21 protein-coding genes and 1 riboswitch are annotated in these 20,026 nt (G+C 39.5%); all 21 genes read left to right on the forward strand.

The window, feature by feature from the left end:
- Positions 1 to 9 precede the first annotated feature (9 nt).
- Positions 10 to 1,296, forward strand: a complete 1,287-nt coding sequence (hemL, locus tag LLF28_04805) for a glutamate-1-semialdehyde 2,1-aminomutase (GenBank protein ID MCE5194765.1) — start codon at positions 10 to 12, stop codon at positions 1,294 to 1,296.
- 182 nt (positions 1,297 to 1,478) lie between these two features.
- Entirely contained in the window at positions 1,479 to 1,718 is a 240-nt protein-coding gene (locus LLF28_04810) for an AtpZ/AtpI family protein (protein ID MCE5194766.1), read from the forward strand.
- Positions 1,699 to 2,052, forward strand: coding sequence for a hypothetical protein (locus LLF28_04815; GenBank protein ID MCE5194767.1), 354 nt, complete (start codon positions 1,699 to 1,701; stop codon positions 2,050 to 2,052). The genes LLF28_04810 and LLF28_04815 overlap by 20 nt, the downstream gene beginning before the upstream one ends.
- 12 nt (positions 2,053 to 2,064) lie before the next feature.
- Positions 2,065 to 3,384 (forward strand): glucose-6-phosphate isomerase, encoded by a 1,320-nt coding sequence (locus LLF28_04820; protein MCE5194768.1) that lies wholly within the window; start codon positions 2,065 to 2,067, stop codon positions 3,382 to 3,384.
- A gap of 87 nt (positions 3,385 to 3,471) precedes the next feature.
- Positions 3,472 to 3,873, forward strand: coding sequence for a cytochrome c (locus LLF28_04825; GenBank protein MCE5194769.1), 402 nt, complete (start codon positions 3,472 to 3,474; stop codon positions 3,871 to 3,873).
- Between the two features lie 119 nt (positions 3,874 to 3,992).
- Positions 3,993 to 4,445, forward strand: coding sequence for a hypothetical protein (locus LLF28_04830; GenBank protein ID MCE5194770.1), 453 nt, complete (start codon positions 3,993 to 3,995; stop codon positions 4,443 to 4,445).
- A gap of 133 nt (positions 4,446 to 4,578) precedes the next feature.
- Positions 4,579 to 6,297 (forward strand): Na+:solute symporter, encoded by a 1,719-nt coding sequence (locus LLF28_04835; protein ID MCE5194771.1) that lies wholly within the window; start codon positions 4,579 to 4,581, stop codon positions 6,295 to 6,297.
- A gap of 14 nt (positions 6,298 to 6,311) precedes the next feature.
- Positions 6,312 to 6,695: a DUF1573 domain-containing protein gene (locus tag LLF28_04840; GenBank protein MCE5194772.1), complete on the forward strand. Its 384-nt coding sequence runs from the start codon at positions 6,312 to 6,314 to the stop codon at positions 6,693 to 6,695.
- Between the two features lie 153 nt (positions 6,696 to 6,848).
- Positions 6,849 to 7,364: a DUF177 domain-containing protein gene (locus tag LLF28_04845; protein MCE5194773.1), complete on the forward strand. Its 516-nt coding sequence runs from the start codon at positions 6,849 to 6,851 to the stop codon at positions 7,362 to 7,364.
- Positions 7,365 to 7,403: 39 nt separating this feature from the next.
- Positions 7,404 to 7,592, forward strand: a complete 189-nt coding sequence (gene rpmF / locus LLF28_04850; GenBank protein ID MCE5194774.1) for a 50S ribosomal protein L32 — start codon at positions 7,404 to 7,406, stop codon at positions 7,590 to 7,592.
- Positions 7,589 to 8,611 carry a phosphate acyltransferase PlsX gene (gene plsX / locus LLF28_04855; protein MCE5194775.1) on the forward strand — a complete coding sequence of 341 codons (1,023 nt, stop codon included), beginning with the start codon at positions 7,589 to 7,591 and terminating at the stop codon, positions 8,609 to 8,611. The genes rpmF and plsX overlap by 4 nt, the downstream gene beginning before the upstream one ends.
- On the forward strand, positions 8,601 to 9,578 hold the full coding sequence (locus LLF28_04860; GenBank protein ID MCE5194776.1) for a ketoacyl-ACP synthase III: 978 nt from the start codon (positions 8,601 to 8,603) through the stop codon (positions 9,576 to 9,578). The genes plsX and LLF28_04860 overlap by 11 nt, the downstream gene beginning before the upstream one ends.
- 182 nt (positions 9,579 to 9,760) lie before the next feature.
- The gene (locus tag LLF28_04865; GenBank protein ID MCE5194777.1) at positions 9,761 to 10,753 is read left to right on the forward strand and encodes an NAD(P)-dependent glycerol-3-phosphate dehydrogenase; all 993 of its coding nucleotides are present in this window, start codon (positions 9,761 to 9,763) and stop codon (positions 10,751 to 10,753) included.
- 9 nt (positions 10,754 to 10,762) lie between these two features.
- The gene (larB, locus tag LLF28_04870; GenBank protein ID MCE5194778.1) at positions 10,763 to 11,500 is read left to right on the forward strand and encodes a nickel pincer cofactor biosynthesis protein LarB; all 738 of its coding nucleotides are present in this window, start codon (positions 10,763 to 10,765) and stop codon (positions 11,498 to 11,500) included.
- 33 nt (positions 11,501 to 11,533) lie between these two features.
- A complete protein-coding gene (locus LLF28_04875) occupies positions 11,534 to 12,310 on the forward strand; it encodes a hypothetical protein (protein MCE5194779.1) in 777 nt (258 codons plus the stop codon).
- A gap of 405 nt (positions 12,311 to 12,715) precedes the next feature.
- Complete coding sequence (locus LLF28_04880) at positions 12,716 to 14,299, forward strand: DEAD/DEAH box helicase (GenBank protein MCE5194780.1); 1,584 nt, start codon at positions 12,716 to 12,718, stop codon at positions 14,297 to 14,299.
- Between the two features lie 271 nt (positions 14,300 to 14,570).
- Entirely contained in the window at positions 14,571 to 16,538 is a 1,968-nt protein-coding gene (locus tag LLF28_04885) for a glycosyltransferase family 2 protein (protein ID MCE5194781.1), read from the forward strand.
- A 29-nt stretch (positions 16,539 to 16,567) separates the two neighbouring features.
- Positions 16,568 to 18,379: a methyltransferase domain-containing protein gene (locus LLF28_04890; protein MCE5194782.1), complete on the forward strand. Its 1,812-nt coding sequence runs from the start codon at positions 16,568 to 16,570 to the stop codon at positions 18,377 to 18,379.
- A 54-nt stretch (positions 18,380 to 18,433) separates the two neighbouring features.
- Positions 18,434 to 18,538: riboswitch (TPP riboswitch) on the forward strand.
- 43 nt (positions 18,539 to 18,581) lie between these two features.
- Positions 18,582 to 18,782, forward strand: a complete 201-nt coding sequence (thiS, locus tag LLF28_04895) for a sulfur carrier protein ThiS (GenBank protein MCE5194783.1) — start codon at positions 18,582 to 18,584, stop codon at positions 18,780 to 18,782.
- Between the two features lie 8 nt (positions 18,783 to 18,790).
- Positions 18,791 to 19,561 (forward strand): thiazole synthase, encoded by a 771-nt coding sequence (locus LLF28_04900; protein ID MCE5194784.1) that lies wholly within the window; start codon positions 18,791 to 18,793, stop codon positions 19,559 to 19,561.
- 25 nt (positions 19,562 to 19,586) lie between these two features.
- A partial coding sequence (gene thiE / locus LLF28_04905) for a thiamine phosphate synthase (GenBank protein ID MCE5194785.1) occupies positions 19,587 to 20,026 on the forward strand: 440 nt, incomplete at its 3' end.

Raw genomic sequence — 20,026 nt, forward strand, 5'->3', positions numbered from 1 at the left:
TTTCTATCTATGAAAACCTATAGAAAATCCCATAAACTTTTTGAGGCAGCAAAGAAAGTAATTCCCGGAGGCGTTAACAGCCCGGTCAGGGCATTTAAGGCTGTAGGAGGGAATCCCATATTTATTTCAAGGGCAAAAGGTTCAAGAATATATGATGTGGACGGAAATTCATATATTGATTATGTTCTGTCTTGGGGCCCGCTAATTTTGGGACATGCGCATCCAAAGGTTGTTAAGGCATTAAAGAAGGCAGCTGAAAAAGGCACTAGTTATGGAGCGCCGACCCAGCTTGAGATCGAACTTGCAAATATGGTCGTCAAGGCATATCCATCGATGGATAAGGTGAGGATGGTTAATTCTGGAACTGAAGCAACAATGAGCGCAATAAGAGCTGCCAGAGGATTTACAAAAAGAGACGCGGTAATAAAATTCGAAGGATGCTATCATGGACATGCAGATGGTCTGCTTGTCAAGGCCGGCTCGGGCGCGGCAACATTCGGTCTTCCTGACAGCCCGGGCGTTCCAGAGTCATACGCAAAAAATACTATAACCCTGCCGTTTAATAATATCGAGTCAGTAAAGGCATCTATCGAAAAAAACTGGAAATCAATAGCATGCATGATAGTCGAACCTGTTGTGGGAAATATAGGATGTGTTCTTCCAAAGCCTGGATTTCTTGATGCATTGAGAGAACTTACTGAGAAGCATGGAATAGTTCTGATATTTGACGAAGTGATGACAGGATTCAGAGTGTCTTATGGAGGTGCTCAGCAGTTTTATAAGATAAAACCTGATATGACATGTCTTGGAAAGGTTATAGGCGGAGGACTTCCTGTCGGAGCATACGGAGGGAAAAAAGAAATAATGTCCATGATTTCTCCTGAAGGCCCTGTTTATCAGGCGGGCACATTGTCCGGAAATCCCTTGGCGATGACTGCGGGTATCGAGACGTTAAAACTCATTTCTGCAAAAGTTGCATATAAGAAATTAGAAATTCTTTCATCAGCATTGGAAGACGGACTTATAGATTCTGCGAAGAAAGCAGGCGTGAGCACAAAGTTTTACAGAGCAGGCTCGATGTTCTGCACATATTTTACAGATACTGATGTTGTTGACTACTCTACCGCAAAGACATCCGACACAGCAAAGTTCTCGAAATTCTTTTCAGGAATGCTGAAAAGAGGAGTAAATATCGCTCCTTCGCAGTTTGAAGCCGGTTTCATTTCTCTTGCGCATTCTGAGAGAGATATCGAAAAAACGGTCAGGGCGGCTTACGAGTCTTTTAAAGAATGTTAAAGAGAGAAGGATTTAATTTTTATGGTAACAGAGGCAGAACATAATATCTCCGCTGATTTTCATTGTGTTTTGAAACTTTCTACCTTTGATATCTTGAAATTTATTGTTGGGCTATCGGCAGATGAACCCGTTCAAATAATATATCCTTCTTTTATTTCTAAAAAAGCCGATAGGTAAAAAATATGTCTGATAAGCCATTGTTAAAAAATCTATATCAGGCAAGCGTAATAGGTATTAATCTTGTTCTTTCAACCTTTGTCGGGCTTGTAATAGGATATGGTCTTGATAAATTCTTTAATACTTCGCCATGGCTTACAATCATATTTCTCCTGCTCGGAATTGTTGCGGGATTCAGAGAATTAATGCGCATGGCAAAAAAATCTTTAGAGGACGACGGCAAAGATGATAAAAAGAATATATAAAAATACTCTCGTTATATTGCTTCCCGCTGCTTTAATTTCAGCCTTTATCGAATGGGAAAAACTTCCTCTTGGCATTATCGTAGGAGGTCTTCTTGCGCTGGCTAATCTGAAGGCAATTGTCTGGAGCGTCGAAGGGCTTATCGGCACAACTGACCGTGCTGCAGGAATGCTGGTTTTTTTCAGTTTTTTAAAATTACTCGTTATTTTTGCGATCATTATTTTTCTTTTATGGCTTGGGATTATTAATATTATAGGAATTTTTATAGGATTCACTATAGTCTTTGTGCTTATATTAATAGAAGGACTCAGGTCAGTAAAGGGAAGGGCGCAATAAAGGAGTATTCTTATGCTTCAGCTTGATTTTACGAATATGATGCATGATGTTATCTCTGAAAACGGTTTATCCAAAAAACAGATAGACAACATAATCTCGAAAGTAAGAGATGTTGACAAGAAGATAAAGACCAGAGGACTACCCGGCCTTGGTTTTATCGATCTCGTTGAACAAGACACATTAGAAATAAAAAAGACCGGTTCTCTAATTAAAAAAGATTTCGAAAATTTCATAATACTCGGTATTGGCGGATCTGCGCTAGGGCCAAAGGCAATCTTAGAAGCGCTCAGCCCATTTCATAATTTGGATAAAAAACCGAAAATTTTTATATACGACAATGTCGACCCAAGAACTATGGATAGGATTTTGTCGATTATTGATATAGGGAAAACATCTGTGAATGTGATAACGAAATCGGGCAGCACTGCAGAGACAATGGCATCTTTTATGATTCTATGGGACAGATTAAAAGGATCCTCAGAAAAATTCATAGCAACCACTGATCCTGAGAAGGGAAACCTGAGAAAAATTGCGAATGAAAAAGGATTCAAGACATTTGCGATCCCGCATAATGTTGGCGGAAGATTTTCTGTGCTTAGCCCAGTTGGACTTTTGCTTGCGGAAGTTATGGGGATTGATTCGAATGAATTTTTAAGAGGCGCAAAAGACATTTCTCAAAGATGCAAAAATGAAGACATATGGAAAAATCCTGCATATCTTTTTGGAACACTTCTTTATCTTATGAAAACAGAAAAAAAGAGATTCATAAATGTGATGGTTCCTTATGCTGACGGGCTTAAGCCTATGGCTGAATGGTTCTGTCAGTTGTGGGCAGAGAGTCTTGGAAAAAATGGAATCGGATTTACTCCATACCCGTCATTGGGGACAACAGACCAGCACTCACAGCTCCAGCTCTGGATGGAAGGGCCGGAAGACAAAGTAATAATATTTATAAGTGTAGAGGATTATTTTTCTAATATTGAGATCCCGAAGGTCTTTAATGAAATTGAAGGAATAAGATATCTGGGAGGACATAAGCTTTCTGAACTTATTAAAACAGAACAAAACGCTACAGCTCTTGCGCTTGCAGGGACCAAAAAACCGAATATGACAATAACAATCCCGCAGATAAATGCTTACTACCTCGGACAGCTGTTTCATTTCTTTGAGATAGCGACAGTTTTTACAGGAATACTCTGCGATGTAAATCCCTTTGACCAGCCCGGAGTAGAAGAAGGTAAAAATTTCACTTACGGGATGATGGGCAGAAAAGGATACGAGGCAAAAAAGCAGGAAGCAGATAAATCAAAAAAATCCAGATACACAGTCTAAGATAATAATTGATATTTAAGCCAGGATATGAGATATTCTAAGTAGAAATCTAATAAAATTAGCTCAAAAGATTACATGGAGGAAAAAATGAAAGCTTTGATAATTGTATCGGTTTTTACTTTGTTCTTTTCAGGTATTGTTTTAGCTGCTGAAAAAACTGACAAGCTTTTCGACAAGGGCAAGGCTGTGTATGAAAAGAGCTGTGCAGTATGCCACAGCTATGGCCCGCCGCCAAAAACAGCTCCTCCGATTATAGGACTTTCAGGCCATTATCACGAGGCATTTAACGACAGAAAAAAAGCAATAGCGCACATGGTGGATTTCATAAAAAACCCGTCAAAAGAAAAATCAGTGCTTCTTCCAATAGGGCTTGAGAAGTGGGGATTGATGGCTCCGATGAATCTCCCTGATGATGAACTTAAAGCAGTTTCATATTGGATATGGGAAGTTTATAATAAAGAAAAAAAAGCTCCTGTAAAGAAAAAATAATCTGTATTCATAAAACCTTCACGTAAAATAAAAACAGGCAGGTATGAAAAACCTGCCTGAAAAATCTTAATTCAAAAATTTTAATTTAAAACAGTGAAACTCGGCTCAAGGAGACAGCTATGAAAATAAAGATTTTTATTTTGACAGCGCTTGTCACGTTCATCGGTGCTTCTGTTGCTCTTAGCCAGCCTATGAAAGGCTGGCGCGGTAGCGGAAGCTGGGGTATGGGAACACAGTATCAAAGGATGTACAATCCTGCGACTGTAGAAACACTTTCAGGTACTGTTGAATCGGTTGATCAATTCACCCCAATGCGCGGAATGTTCTATGGAATTCATGTGACACTAAAAACCGAGAAGAAAACAATAACGGTTCATCTCGGACCAGGCTGGTATATCGAAGGTCTTGACACAAAAATTGAGAAGGGCGACAAGATCGAGGTAAAGGGATCGAGAACAACGTTTATGGGAAAACCGGCAATTATAGCAGCAGAAGTTAAAAAGGGAGATGCTGTGTTAATGCTCAGGGATGCAAATGGATTCCCTGTGTGGGCCGGCTGGAGAAGAAGATAAACATTTATGAATTGTAAGAATGAATGTAAAGATAAAAGCCCTGTATGAGCCGAGACAGGGCTTTTTTATTTATGATTTTTTATAATTAAGTCCTGATATACTAACAAAATATTTTCGTGGTAGGAGAGAATAAGTGTCTTTATCATTGCTGGACTGGACAATTGTAGCAGTATATATGGCTGCCTCGCTGTTCATCGGAATATATTTTACAAAACGGGCATCTTCAAGTATCTCTGAATTTTTCCTGTCAGGCAGAAATCTTCCATGGTGGCTTGCAGGCACTTCAATGGTTGCGACGACTTTTTCTTCCGACACTCCTTTATATGTCACAGGTCTTGTCAGAGAACACGGCATATATGAAAACTGGCAGTGGTGGTGTTTTATTTTCTCAGGAATGATGTCCGTATTCTTTTTTGCAAGGCTCTGGAGAAGGCTCGGCGTGCTGACAGATGTCGAGCTGATCAACATGCGTTATTCAGGGAGATCGGCCTCGATTCTCAGGGGATTTAAGGCAATATATTTTTCAGTCGCGATTCACACAATAATAAAGGCGCAGGTTATCCTTGCAATGGCAAAGATACTCGATGTCTCTCTCGGGTGGGGAAAGTGGGAGAGCATTATTGTATCGAGCGTTATCACTATTGCTTATTCCATGCTTTCAGGTTACTGGGGAGTTGTCACAACAGATTTTTTCCAGTTCATAATTGCCATGATCGGGGCAGTAGTTCTTGCGTTCGCATCAGTAAATCATGCAGGGGGGATATCGCAGATTAAGGCGCAGATCCCTGAGGACATGCTTAATTTCTTTCCTCCTTTGAATGAAGGATTTTTTGGGCTTGCGTTCATGACATTTCTTGGTTATGTCGGCTTAAGCTGGTGGTCAAAATATTCTTCAGACGGCGGCGGCGTGATTGTCCAGAGAATGTCATCGTGCAAGAATGAAAAGCACAGTCTGTTTGCAACTTTTTATTTCAACATTGCAAATTACGGACTCCGCACATGGCCGTGGATACTCGCAGCTTTGGCATCGATCATAATTTATCCTCAGGTAAAAGACCACGAGGCTGTTTATCCGCAGATGATGGTTGACCTGCTTCCTTCAGGTCTTAGGGGTTTGATGCTTGCATCGTTCTTTGCAGCATTCATGTCAACCCTGAGCACATATCTAAATCTCTCATCAGCATATTTTGTGAATGATTTTTATAAGCCTTTTATTAAAAAAGATTCAACAGAGAAACATCTCATATTTGTCTCGCGAGCAGCAACCCTTGTTCTTTCAGTCATCACTGCCGTTGTAACATATCATGTCGATTCAATTATAGGCGTTTTTAAATTCCTGATAGCATTTGGTTCTGGAACAGGACTTGTTTATATCATAAGATGGTACTGGTGGAGGGTGAATGCATGGAGTGAGATTTCTGCAATGATATCATCAACAGTAATGACGATTATCGCGTACAAGCATCCGATTTTCGAGGGTTCTCCATATTATGCAAAACTGTTTTTAATAATCAGCGTCTCGACTGTTGTCTGGGTATTTGTGACTCTGCTCACAAAGCCATCCGAGAATGAGAAGTTAATAGAATTCTATAAAAAGACAATGCCCGGAGGTTATGGCTGGAGACCAGTTGAGAAATTAATAGGATACAAACCAGAGGGAAATATTCTCAGAGATACTCTCATTGAATGGGTTAACGGGTGTCTGTTCATCATCGGCTTAACAATCGGGATCGGCAAGCTGTTTCTCGGATATTATCTCTCGGGTTTTGTCTGGCTCTCAATCGCGTGCGTGACAGCATGGTTTGTGTATAAACACCTTTCGAAAAAAGGCTGGGATGAGGTGTATAAATAATGCTAAAATATATCATGAAAAAAATAATTGTGATAATATCTTTGCTTGTTTTTTCTTCTCTTGCCTTTGCTGAGTCTGAGATCAAGTTTGATTCTGAGGTTTTTGATTTTGGCCTTGTGTCACAGGATACGGTAACTCATACATTTGAATTTCAGAACATCGGAACATCAGAACTGATAATCAAGAAGATTTCTTCGACCTGAGGCTGTACTGCTGCCCTTGCCAGTTCGGCAAGTCTTAATCCTGGAGAAAAAGGACAGATAAAAGCAACGCTTGATCTAAAAAACAGACAAGGCAATGTCTTAAAGACAATAAGAATTTACACAAATGACACTAAGAAGCCTGAGATAACACTGGCGCTTAAGGCTGAAATAAAAAGCAAAACACAATCTCAATAAGCGGTTCAGCAGCATTGTCCTGACCAAAAAACAAATTATGAGTTCCTTGACATGCTTTAAATACATTTTTTATAATTCATATCGCTTGTAAGCCTTTAAATTTGAAGTGTTAAGGCAAATTAGCAGTGCAGGTGCGCACAAAGGTTTGTTAAAATGAAGATAACAATATCAGAGATTCCTGCTGAGGGTCTTGAATTTGATATTAATGAAAAACTGGAATTGGATGATGTAAAGCTTTTATCGCCCGTGACTGGAAGGCTCAGCATAAAAAAAATGGGTGGGGAGCTTGTCATACATGGGAATGCGGAGACCAAGGCAGAACTTGAATGCAGCCGATGTCTCAAGCATTATACAGCACATATAGAAGCTGATATTGATGCAGTGTATCATCCTCTGAGGGAACTTTCAGTTGAGGGCATTCATGAGGTAAGAGAGGATGAACTCGACTTGGATTTTTATAGAGGTGATGAACTGGATGTGCTTGATCTTATAAATGAACAGGTATTCCTTAATACGCCTATGAAATCGCTCTGCGATGAGGCTTGTAAGGGAATATGTCAGATATGCGGTAAAGACCTTAATACTGAGAGCTGTAATTGTGCAGTGAGTAAAGCTGATCCCAGGCTTGAGGTTTTGAAAAAATTGCTTCCTGAGGAAAGCAAAGAGTAACAGAAAATAAAATAGATTTTTTTAGAAGGGAGTATTGAAATGGCAAATCCTACGCACAGACATACAAGGACAAGAAGAGACAAACGCAGGGCTAACTGGAAAGGGCAGATGCCTAATATGAGTCAGTGTCCAGAATGTCATGAATTAAAACTTTCACATCGTGTTTGCACAAATTGCGGTTCTTACAACGGCAAAAAGGTTCTTGAGATAGTCGAAAAAGAAGCATGAAAATTGCCCTTGATGCAATGGGCGGTGATCACGCGCCTGCTGTTAATGTCGAAGGTGCAGTCGAGATATTGACAGAACAAGACGACCTTGAGGTAATGCTTTTTGGCGATGAACACCTGCTTAAAAATGAACTGAAAGATAAGGATTATCCTGCCGGACGGATACACATCAGACATACATCGCAGGTGGTCGGGATGCATGAGTCTCCTGTTGTTGCGCTGAGGAAGAAGAAGGATTCTTCCATCAGGCGCGCTGTTGATGCATTAAAAGACCATGAGGCTGATGGATTTGTAAGCGCTGGAAATTCAGGCGTTGTAATGGCAACAGCTTTTTATGTCCTGGGCAAATCAAAGGGAGTTGATAGGCCAGCAATTGCGGCAATAGTGCCTACAATAAACAAACCGTTTGTTCTGATTGATGCTGGTGCAAATGTTGACTGTAATGCAGAGAATCTTCTTCAGTTTGCAATGATGGGAAGTTTTTATGCAAGCGCAGTGCTTGGAAGGCATAATCCCAAGGTTGCTATGCTCAGCATCGGAGAAGAAGATACAAAAGGTAATGAGCTTACAAAAGAAGCCTTCAGCATGCTTAAGAATTCAGATCTTAATTTTATCGGAAACACAGAAGGAAAAGATGTTTTCATGGGCAATGCAGATGTTGTTGTATGCGACGGATTTATAGGCAATATTGTCCTGAAGACCACGGAGGGACTTGCCGAGGCAATGTTGAAGATGCTTAAAAGAGAGATTGCAGGTGTTTCAACCGGAAAAGTAGGATACCTTTTAATGAAACCTGCTTTGAGAAATTTTAAAAAGAAGACTGATTATGCAGAGTACGGCGGAGCGCCATTACTGGGAATAAACGGGACATGCATAATAAGCCATGGAAGGTCTACTGCACGCGCAATAAAAAATGCAATCAAGGTTGCAGCGGAATTTTCAAGAAAAAAAGGACATAAAGTTATTTCTGAAGAGATAAGGAGCTTTAATGCAAGAAGGAAAACAGCAGCTGCGAGCTAGGATTGTTGCAACAGGGTCATACACTCCCAAAAAAGTAGTTACAAATTTAGATCTCGAAAAAATTGTTGATACCACTGACAAATGGATCAAAGAGAGATCCGGGATAGAAGAAAGAAGGATAGCAGATTCAAAAGAAGCTGCCTCTGATCTTGCATATGAAGCTGCAAAAGCTGCATTTAAGAAAACAAAAATAAAACCAGAGGACATAGATCTTATAATTACTGCCACAATCACAGGAGATATGCCTTTCCCTTCAACATCATGTTTCCTTCAAAACAAACTGGGAGTAAAAAACACTGCTGCTTTTGACCTCAACGCTGCCTGTTCAGGATTTCTTTACGGGATTTCAGTTGCGGATAGTTTTATAAGAAGCGGGAAATTCAAAAGGATACTTCTTGTCGGAGTAGAGCTTCTTTCGCGTATCACTGACTGGGAAGACAGATCGACATGCGTGCTTTTCGGTGACGGCGCTGGAGCTGTAATAATTGAAGCAACAAAAGAGGACAGGGGAATTATTTCAACAAAACTCGGAGCTGACGGAAGCATGTGGGAGCTGCTTTATATGCCTGCAGGAGGCTCAAGAAACCCTGCAACAAAGGATACAGTTAAAAAAAGAATGCATTATGTGAAAATGAAGGGCAATGAGACATTCAAAGTTGCTGTGCGCACTCTGGAAACGCTTGTTATTGAGACGCTGGAAGAAAACAAGCTAAAACCGTCACAGCTTTCGCTCTTGATACCGCATCAGGCAAATCTTCGGATTATTCAGGCAACCGCAGATAGATTAGGGCTTCCGCAGGAAAGGGTGTTTGTGAATCTTAATAAATACGGAAACACATCTGCTGCATCGATTGCCATTGCTCTTGACGAAGCAGTACAACAGGACAGGATCAAGAACGGGGATTACATTATGCTCGAGGCATTCGGCGGCGGTCTTACATGGGCATCGGTTCTTATAAAGTGGTAGGGACAAGAATAATGCAGACATCACTAGAAAATTTCTTTAACTCGATAGATTATTTGAATTATCTTATTTTGTTATTTCTGATAAATTTTTTTATTTTCCATCTATGCTAGGGAGCAAAGGTATCGAAAAATAAATTTTCTCGCAATATCCGCATTAATTTAGAAAACAGAGGATAATAGTTTATGTCATATATAACCGTCATAGGTGCAGGAAGCTGGGGCACGACACTTGCGTGTCTTCTTGCTGAGAAAGGATATGATACTTCTTTGTGGGTCTATGAAGAATCTCTTTCTGAGGAGATAAAAGGCACGCGTGTAAACAGCATCTATCTTCCTGATGTAAAAATCCATGATGATATCAAGATTTTTAACAAGATTGAAAACGCTGTCAAAGATGCAAGATATATAGTCAATGCAGTCCCTGTCCAGCATATTCGTTGCATATTCAAGAATGTTTATGCTCATGCAAATAAAGATGCAATAATCGTGAGCGTGTCAAAAGGCATTGAAAAAAACAGCCTTGATACGCCATCTAAAATTTTGAATGGACTTTCTAAACATCAAGTAGCGGTTCTTTCAGGCCCCAGTTTTGCAAAAGAAGTAATTCAGAAAATGCCTACAGCTGTTACAATCGCATCAGATAAAAAAGATACAGCTTTAATACTGCAGGAAGTTTTTAATACTGACTATTTCAGGGTTTATAAACATGATGATGTTGTCGGAGTTGAGCTTGGCGGCGCTTTGAAAAATGTAATGGCAATTGCATCAGGCATATGCGATGGTCTTGGACTTGGAAATAATGCCCGTGCAGCTTTGATTACAAGAGGACTTGCAGAGATGAGAAGGATTGGCGCTGCAATGGGTGCAAAGAAAGAAACATTCTCGGGGTTAAGCGGACTTGGCGATCTTGTGCTGACATGCACAGGCAGTCTTTCTAGAAATTATAATTTCGGCATCAAGCTTGCAGGAGGGATGAAAACATCTGAGATACTTTCTCAGATGAAGATGGTTGCAGAGGGAGTTGCAACAGCGGAATCTGCTCATGAGCTTGCAAAAAAACATAAGGTCGAAATGCCGATAGTTGAGCAGGTTTACAATGTTCTGTACAAAGATAAAAATCCTGCTCTTGCTGTAAATGATCTTATGACACGCGCATTAAAAGCAGAGTTTTATTAAAGTTATTCTATGATAGATAAACTCAAAGAGATACTAAACTATATAAAAGACAATAAAATTTCTGTTGAGGATGCTGTAAAAAGATTAAAACACCTTCCTTATGAAGACATTTCATTTGCAAAAATAGACCATCACAGACATCTTACTCAGGGAATCCCTGAAGTCATCTTTGCAAGAGGGAAAAGCCTCAAACAGGTGATAAGCATTGCAAAGGCAATGAAGAAAAAAAACAAGAGATTTCTTATTACAAAGTCTGACAAAAAAATATATGATTCCCTGAAGATAAAAGGCGCGGTGTTTTATCCTGCATCAGGCGTGATCGAATTTGGCGGGGTGAAAAAGAAGAAAGGCAGTGTGGTTGTTGTCTCAGCAGGAACATCTGACATACCAATTGCTGAAGAAGCAGCAGTAACCGCTTCGTTTCTTGGAAGCAATGTCCAGACGATTTATGATATTGGAGTTGCAGGGCTGCACAGACTGCTTGATAATAAACATGCATTTGCCTCTGCGCGGGTGATAGTTGTTGTTGCAGGGATGGAGGGAGCGCTTCCATCAGTTGTGGGAGGATTAACAGACAAACCAATAATTGCAGTGCCGACTTCCATTGGCTACGGCGCAAGCCTTGGAGGATTAACTGCGCTTTTTGCAATGCTGAACTCCTGCGTGCCAGGGATTGCCGTTATGAATATTGACAATGGATTCGGCGCAGGATGCCTTGCGCATAAAATAAATCTGATTGATTTATAATTAAATCCTTTAATTTTAATGGAATAATTTTATATGGAAAAATCTTTAGCATATTGCTTTACAGTTTTATTGTTATTTAGCTTTTCAACGTTAGCTTACTCAGGTGATTTATCATCAATCCTTATTAATACCAATAAATCTTATCCTGGGATAGAAAAAGAAAATGTAAGTTATTTAATGAGTATGCCGTCACATAAGGTTGTTAAATTTATAAGGGAAACATATAGGGAAATGAATTGCAAAGAATTTAAAAATGTCCCTTCACAATATGCGATCGCATATTTGGGAATGTTTGGAAATTTCGAAGATAATTTAATAATAAAATCTGTTCTGGACTGTGATAATTTGCATGCTGCTGAATTGGAGCCATGCGAATATTATTGTGCATACGATTTTGCATTAAATTTATTAGATATCAGATTTTATAAAAAAGGCACACCACAACTTAAAATTGATGAATGGCCGGTTTTTACAAATAAAAACACATCATCCCTAAAGGTTAATTCAATCGAAAATAAGCTAGCAAAACTGAAAGAAAAGGAACTTTTACAGTCTTTGAGCAACATTAAGAAAAGACCTAAATTGCCATTAGGTGTAATAGAAGGGATGGAAGATGGGCAAATAAAATTATTTTATCAATATTCAGTATATTATGAATTAGCAAAAAGAGCAAAAAAAGAAAGTACAAGAAACGAATTATTCAAAGAGATGCTTTACCTGTATTTTAAGGATGCTAGTGGAGACGGAGGGGTAAAAGTTCTTGAGCGAATAATATATTTAATTGAGGCTCGACGGAAAGGTAATCGTTAACATATAAATTTTCGTAATTGTAATAATTAGATTTAATATAGCGTAAAATTTTCTGTGCGAAGTTGAAAAAGCAAAAAAGAAAGGTAGTGCTCTCCATAAATTTCACCGAAAATTTTTAAAAACAGCACGAGCAGGTCAGTAAAGAAACTAATAAAAATAACGGTCAAAGTACTGAGAGGATTGTATATATTGTATTTAGTTGTTTAAATAACAAATGGAGAATTATGCCTTTAAAGGAATTTACACAAAATGTTTGACACTACCCGACGAGCACATCTGCTTGACTTATCTCCAAGGAAGCTGTTAAACTCATCTATCAAAAAATTGTGTAACCGGATGAAAACTACGTCATTGTAACCCCCTCAATCTACCTGTTTTTTTCCTCAAACGCAAAAAAAGGAGTTTATGGAATTTCAAAGATTTAATTTCAACACAACAATTACAAACGCAATAAAAGATGCAGGTTTTACGAAACCAACGCCGATTCAGGCGCAGGCAATGCCTCATGCATTGCAAGGACAGGATATTATGGGTCTGGCACAGACAGGCACAGGCAAAACAGCGGCATTTGTGCTTCCTATTCTTGAACGGCTCATGAAAGGATCACGCAATCATGTACGCGCTGTTATAATTGCGCCTACACGCGAGCTTGCCGAACAGATTCACACATCAATACGCGATTTCGGCCGCCATACAAAACTGCGAAGCGTTACAGTCTATGGAGGCGTAAGCATAAGACAGCAGATACAAAAACTTCGCGCAGGAGTTGAGATAGTAGTTGCATGTCCGGGCCGTCTTCTGGATCATATTGATCACAGGACGATCAATCTCTCGAACATGGAAGTCCTTGTTCTTGATGAAGCTGACAGGATGTTTGACATGGGCTTTCTGCCTGACATCAAAAAGATTGTCAAACACATACCTGCAAAAAGGCAGACAATGATGTTCTCAGCAACAATGCCCGATGACATAAGAAAGCTGGCACACGATATTCTGAAAGATCCTGTCACAGTACAGATAAGCCATGCAATGCCGGTGAACACAGTATCACATACGCTTTATCCAGTGTCGCATCATTTAAAGACAGAGCTTTTACTCGCTTTGCTCAAACACACTAAAACAGGGTCTGTTCTTGTATTTACGCGCACAAAGCACGGAGCAAAACGTGTGGGAGATCAATTAAAAAGAGCCGGTTATCGTGCTGCATCGATGCAGGGAAATCTCACCCAGAACAAACGTCAGGAAACACTTGACGGTTTTCGCAGAGGCAGATACCAGATACTTGTTGCGACTGACATTGCATCACGCGGAATTGATATCTCAAACATATCGCATGTCATTAACTACGATATGCCGGACAATGTTGATGCTTACACGCACCGAATCGGCAGAACCGGAAGAGCTGCGAAAACAGGCGATGCATTCACATTCATAACGCGCGCAGATGAAGTAATGGTTAAGAAAATAGAGAGAGTCCTTCGCAAAAAAATAGATAGACGCCAGCTCGAAGACTTTGATTACAAAAAATCTGCATCAGGACATGATGCAGATTTTAAGCGCGAGTCTTATGAAGAAAAACGCGGACCAAAACAACACAGACGCGGGTCTTACGAGCACAAACGTGAACCAAAACAGCACAGTGAATCTTATGGACAAAAACGTGCGTCAAAAGAACAAGGAAATGATTTTTATGAACACAAACACGAGCCTCGCGAACAAAAGCCTTTTTTGCAGCATAAGAGGCCAGAGCATCCAGCCTCTTATAAATCAGGATTTAACAAATATAAAGGAGATAATGCAAAACCTGCGTATGATTCTTTTGCTGGAAGTTCAGAAAAACCAAAAGCTCACAAATCAGCCTTCAGCAAATATAAAGGGCTTCATTCCAAATCTTCGCAAAGCCCTTTTGACAATAGTTCTGCTCCAAAACGTTTTTCAGATTCAAAGAGATTCAAAAGCAGACCGAACAGGCCGAACACAAGCCGTTAAATAGTTTTCTCTACAAAAGGGTTTATCTTATGTTGGATAAGCTGTTTTGCACAGTGCATAAAATAAACCCCTTATATTGCCTTATTTTCTTTATCCTCAAAATTCTACCTGAGTTTTTTCGTTCCTTTTAATCTGTAAGAATCGAACCTTGATATTCATGAAACTCATACATTTATTTGTAATACAAACAAAAACATATTACAATTAGATTCAAGATGCCAGATTTCTCTACAGGTGAAAATAAGATTAATGCTGAATTGTATAAAGTAAAATGAATATTTTTGAAATCTCACTCAATAAAAAAATCCTGCAGCTTTGGAAGGAAATCCCGCATGTAATTTCTTTTATTGATTATCTCTATGATATCAAATGTGATTGCGGCGGATGGATACGGTTTTTAATAAAAGCATATATGATACTTTACGTTGAAGGATTTTCAGGGGTAAATGTACGGATAAAACGATACTATGAGCTTGCTTCCCGGTCACAGAAAGGATATGCGGAATGGATAATGCAGTATGACCTGTGGACGTCTCAGGTTGAAAATGAGATTATGCGAAGAGCTGAAAATTTGGCGAGCAAGCCAATTATTTCGGTTGTAATGCCTGTATTTGATCCAAATCCTAATATGCTTGCTGAAGCCATTAAATCAGTACTGCATCAGGTTTATCCTAATTGGCAGCTTTGCATCTCCGACGATGCATCAACAAATCCAGAAATTCGTGAAATACTCCATTTTTACCAAAAAATAGACAAGCGAATTAAAATTGTTTTTCGCTCTTCGAATGGTCATATCTCAAGGGCTTCTAACGATGCTGTTGAACTTGCTGGCGGAGACTATATCGCTTTGCTGGACCACGATGATCTGCTTGCGCCTGACGCTCTTTACTGGACGGCAGAAGCAATATGCAGGAATCCTCAGGCAGAGATAATATATTCTGATGAAGATAAAATTGATGCATCTGGAAAGCGGTCTGAACATTATTTCAAACCGGACTGGAATTATGATCTCATGCTTTCTCAAAATATGATAAGCCATCTGGGAGTCTACAAAAAAACGCTTGTTGATCAGGTCGGAAGATTTCGTCCCGGCTTTGAGGGATCACAGGACTATGATCTGGCTTTGCGTTGTATCGAAAAAATATCGTCTGATCAAATAATTCATATTCCAAGGGTTTTATATCATTGGCGCCAGCACCAGCAGAGCACATCTAAATCAATTGATGCAAAACCATATGCTTTAGATGCAGCGCGCAGAGCGATTCAGGAGCATCTTGAAAGGATTAATATAAATGCGGATGTTGATTTTCATCCTGAACTTCCTTATTACCGTGTTAGGTATCATCTCCCAAAGACCCTGCCGCTGGTAAGTCTCATAATACCGACAAGAAATAACCATCGATATCTAAAAAGATGCATTGAAAGTATTCTAAATCTTACAAACTATCAGAATTACGAGATCATAATTGTAGATAACGGATCTGACTCACGGGATACTTTAATGTATTTTTCCGAACTTCGTGATATTCCAGGAATAAGAATATTGCGGGATCCGAGGCCTTTTAATTACTCGGCATTAAATAATAATGCGGTACATAATGTCCGTGGGAGCATTATAGGACTGCTAAATGATGATGTGGAGGTTTTGTCCAGAGGCTGGCTTTCAGAAATGGTAAGCATTGTTCTACAGCCCGGTGTCGGAGCTGTTGGCGCCCGCCTTTTGTATCCAAATTCTAAGGACGGTCTGCAGCATGGAGGTGTTATCCTTGGATTAGGCGGAGTTGCCGGACACAGCCACCGTCATTGTATGAATCAAGATCATGGATATTTTGGACGCGCAAAGCTTATTCAATCATTTTCTGCTGTTACAGGCGCCTGCCTTATTGTAGAAAAAAGCACTTTTGAACATGTCAAAGGCTTTGATGAAAATCTGGCTGTTGCCTATAATGATGTTGATTTCTGTCTGAGAATCCGCGTCTTAGGCCTTAGAATAATATGTACGCCATTTGCAGAACTTATCCATCATGAATCCGTGTCTCGCGGAATTGACTATACACCTGAAAAGCAGAAAAGATTTGAATCTGAGACAGCCGCTATGCGCTTTAGATGGGGAAATCAATTAGAAAATGATCCTGCGTATAATCCCAATCTGGGGTTAGACACGGAAAAATTTGATATTGCGTGGCCTCCCAGAATAGAATTTCGGACGAGTATCGGAAGCAGAAATGAATATGCTTAGTAATTCATACTTGCCTGTATTTTGGTGTTATGGATAGAATTTCTATTTTGTTAAAACACTGCAGCAGAGACGGAAAAGGGCTTGAAATTGGTCCAAGCTATAATCCTGTTGCGCCTAAAAAAGAAGGCTTTAATGTAGAAACTGTTGATTATATATCCGAAGAGGATCTTAGGAAAATATATGCAAATAAAGAAAATTGTGATGCGTCAAAAATAGAAAAAGTCGATTATATATGGGAAAGCGGGATGCTTCATGACCTGATAGGCCGTGAATCTTTTTATGATTGGATAATAGCCTCTCATGTCATCGAGCATCTGCCTGATCCTCTCTCTTTTTTAGTTTCATGCAGCCATCTGCTTAAAAAAAACGGGATTCTGTCGCTTGCAATTCCTGATAAGAGATATTGTTTTGACTATTTTAGATGGCCTAATTCAACAGGTGATTTCTTGCAGGCATGCGAGGAGAAGAGAACACTGCACAATATTTCATCTATTTATGATAATTTTGCGTATTCTTGCAAAAGAAACGAGATGACTGCCTGGGGGCAGGACAACAAGGGAGAATTTTCCTTTAATCATAAATTAGAAGATGCGGCCTTGCAATTAGAAAAAAGGGCTAAAGAAGAACTTTATATTAACGTGCACGCATGGTGTTTTACTCCTTCAAGTTTCAGGCTGATATTGCTTGAGCTGCAGCTTTTAAAAAAGATAGATTTCTTCGAGATGGATTTTACTGAAACTACAGGATGCGAATTTTTTATCACTCTTCGCAAATTAAATGATGGAGATGTTCCTGACAGCTCTTTAAGACTTGAATTATGCAAAAAAATAATAGCAGAAATTTCTGAAGCTGATGAGAGTCCGAAACTAAAATCCAGTGAAAAATCAGATGAAGAAAAAAACTTTCTGTCATTATTATTTTCTGGATTTATCAGATTGTCAATGAGGTTTATCCAAGTGCTGGCAACAGATCCGTTGTCTCTGCCTTCTCGTATACGTAACAAATTATTTCCACCGCGAAATATGCAGATCATGACTGATATATCACATAGCAGTCAAAACAGCCTTGTCCTTGATCAATATTTAAAAGAACCGCCTTCGGATGAAAATACAATCAATGTATTCAAGGGAGAATGGACATCAATAATCCCCGGGATTCAAACAGGAGGCTTTGCAGCTCTTTTTGACGATAATCGTATCAAATGGTTTGCTGAATGTTACGGCGGATTTAAGGGGAAATCTGTATTGGAATTAGGGCCGCTTGAAGGCGGGCATACATATATGCTGTGCAAAGCAGGAGCAGATCCTGTGATTGCAATAGAATCCAACCAAAAGGCATTTCTTAAATGTTTGATTACCAAAGAAATAATGGGGCATTCAGCTAAAATTTTGTTGGGTGATTTTACGCAATATCTTGAAAATACAACCGAACGATTCGATTTTGTTCTTGCCAGCGGTGTTTTGTATCATATGATTGATCCTGTAAATGTTCTCGAAAATATTTCAAAGGTAAGCAATCATATTGGGATATGGACACACTATTATGATAAAGATGTTATAAATAGTTCTGATAATCTGAGAAAAAAATTTGACGGGAAAAATGAAGAGGTATGTTGGAGAAATCATGTCTTTATAAAACACCGTTATAATTATTTTGACGCATTAAACTGGGGCGGGTTTTGCGGAGGCAGTAACCCATTCAGTTATTGGCTGACAAGAGATGATATTCTTCTTGTAATGCGCGAGCTGGGTTTTGATGTAAAGATTGGAATTGATCACATTGATCATCCAAACGGACCGTCGCTTCTTTTCTATGCCTATCGGAGTTTAAATTTAATTTAACAGCAAGATTTTTTTGTTCAATTGACAATAATAGAAATATTATTTTATAGTGAACTTAACCCTTGGGGGAGGCGCAAGCCTGAGAGTCCCGATTTTATTGGGAGACCCCGCGAACCTGATACGGATAATGCCGGCGGAGGGATTGGGTCTAAAACTTAAAAAAGATAGACCGCACTCTTTCAGGGATGCGGTTTTTTGTTTTATGAGACTGAAACTTAACGGAGAAAATTTCGAGACAAAAAATTCAGGCACTGTCAAAGAGCTTCTAGATGAACTAAGGATAGAGCAGGGCAGAGTTGCGGTTGAAGTGAATATGACTGTAATAAAAAAATCTGACTATAAAAGTTTCAGGCTTAATGAAGGCGATGAAGTGGAGATTGTGAATTTTGTGGGAGGAGGATAAGAGGGAACATGGAAGACAGGTTGGTGATTAAAGGTATAGAATTTAAATCCCGTCTCTGGGTTGGCACAGGAAAGTACAAGGATTTTGATGAGACAAAGAAAGCTATTGAGGCATCTGGGGCAGATGTTGTTACTGTTGCAGTAAGAAGGGTGAACATAATAGACAGAAAATCAGAGAATTTATTTGATTATATTGATCCCAAAAAATACAAGATACTTCCTAACACAGCAGGCTGTTACAATGTTGAGGATGCATTGAGATATTCGCGCCTCGCAAGGGAAGCAGGAATTTCGGATTTAATTAAACTTGAGGTTATTGGAGATGAGAAGACATTGTTCCCTGATATAATCGGACTTTTAAAGGCAACAGAGATGTTGGCAAAAGAAGGATTCATTGTTCTTCCATACACAAATGATGATCCGATAATGGCAAAGAGGCTTGTTGATGCAGGTGCTGCTGCTGTTATGCCTTTGGCAGCTCCGATAGGTTCAGGCCTTGGGATACGGAATCCATATAACATAAAAATAATTCTTGAGCAGGCAACAGTGCCTATTATTGTTGATGCGGGCGTGGGAACTGCGTCTGATGTTGCAATTGCAATGGAGCTTGGGTGCGGCGGTGTTTTACTGAATACTGCGATTGCAGGAGCTAAAGACCCTATTGCAATGGCAAGCGCAATGAAGCATGCGGTTATTGCGGGGAGGCTTGCATATAAGGCGGGCAGGATTCCTAAGAAGCTTTATGCAACAGCAAGCAGTCCGATTGAGGGAATGTTTTAAAAGAGTTAATAATTAAAAATTAAAAGTGAATCTTCGACAAAAAATAGATTTTAATCTTTATCTTATAACTGACAGGAAACTTTTTACTGATAATAGTTTGCTGTTTTCTAAAGTTGAAGAGGCTTTGAAAGCTGGAGTAAAGGCAGTCCAGCTGAGAGAAAAAGATTTAGGCATAAGGGAATTATTGGATATGGCATACAAGATGAGAGAGCTTACAAAAAAACATAGAGCAAAGTTATTTATCAATGACAGGGTTGATGTTGCGCTCGCTGTTGAAGCAGACGGCGTTCATCTCGGCGGTCAGAGCATCCCGCTTTCTGCTGCAAGAAAAATTGCACAAAATAAGCTTATGATTGGTGTGTCAACACACAGTATTGATGAGGCTGTTAATGCAGAGAAGCAGGGCGCTGATTTTGTAATACTTGGACCGATTTATGAGACGCAGTCAAAGCTTGAATATGGAAA

It is taken from the genome of Nitrospiraceae bacterium, assembly GCA_021373015.1.
GTDB lineage: Bacteria > Nitrospirota > Thermodesulfovibrionia > Thermodesulfovibrionales > UBA1546 > JAJFTJ01.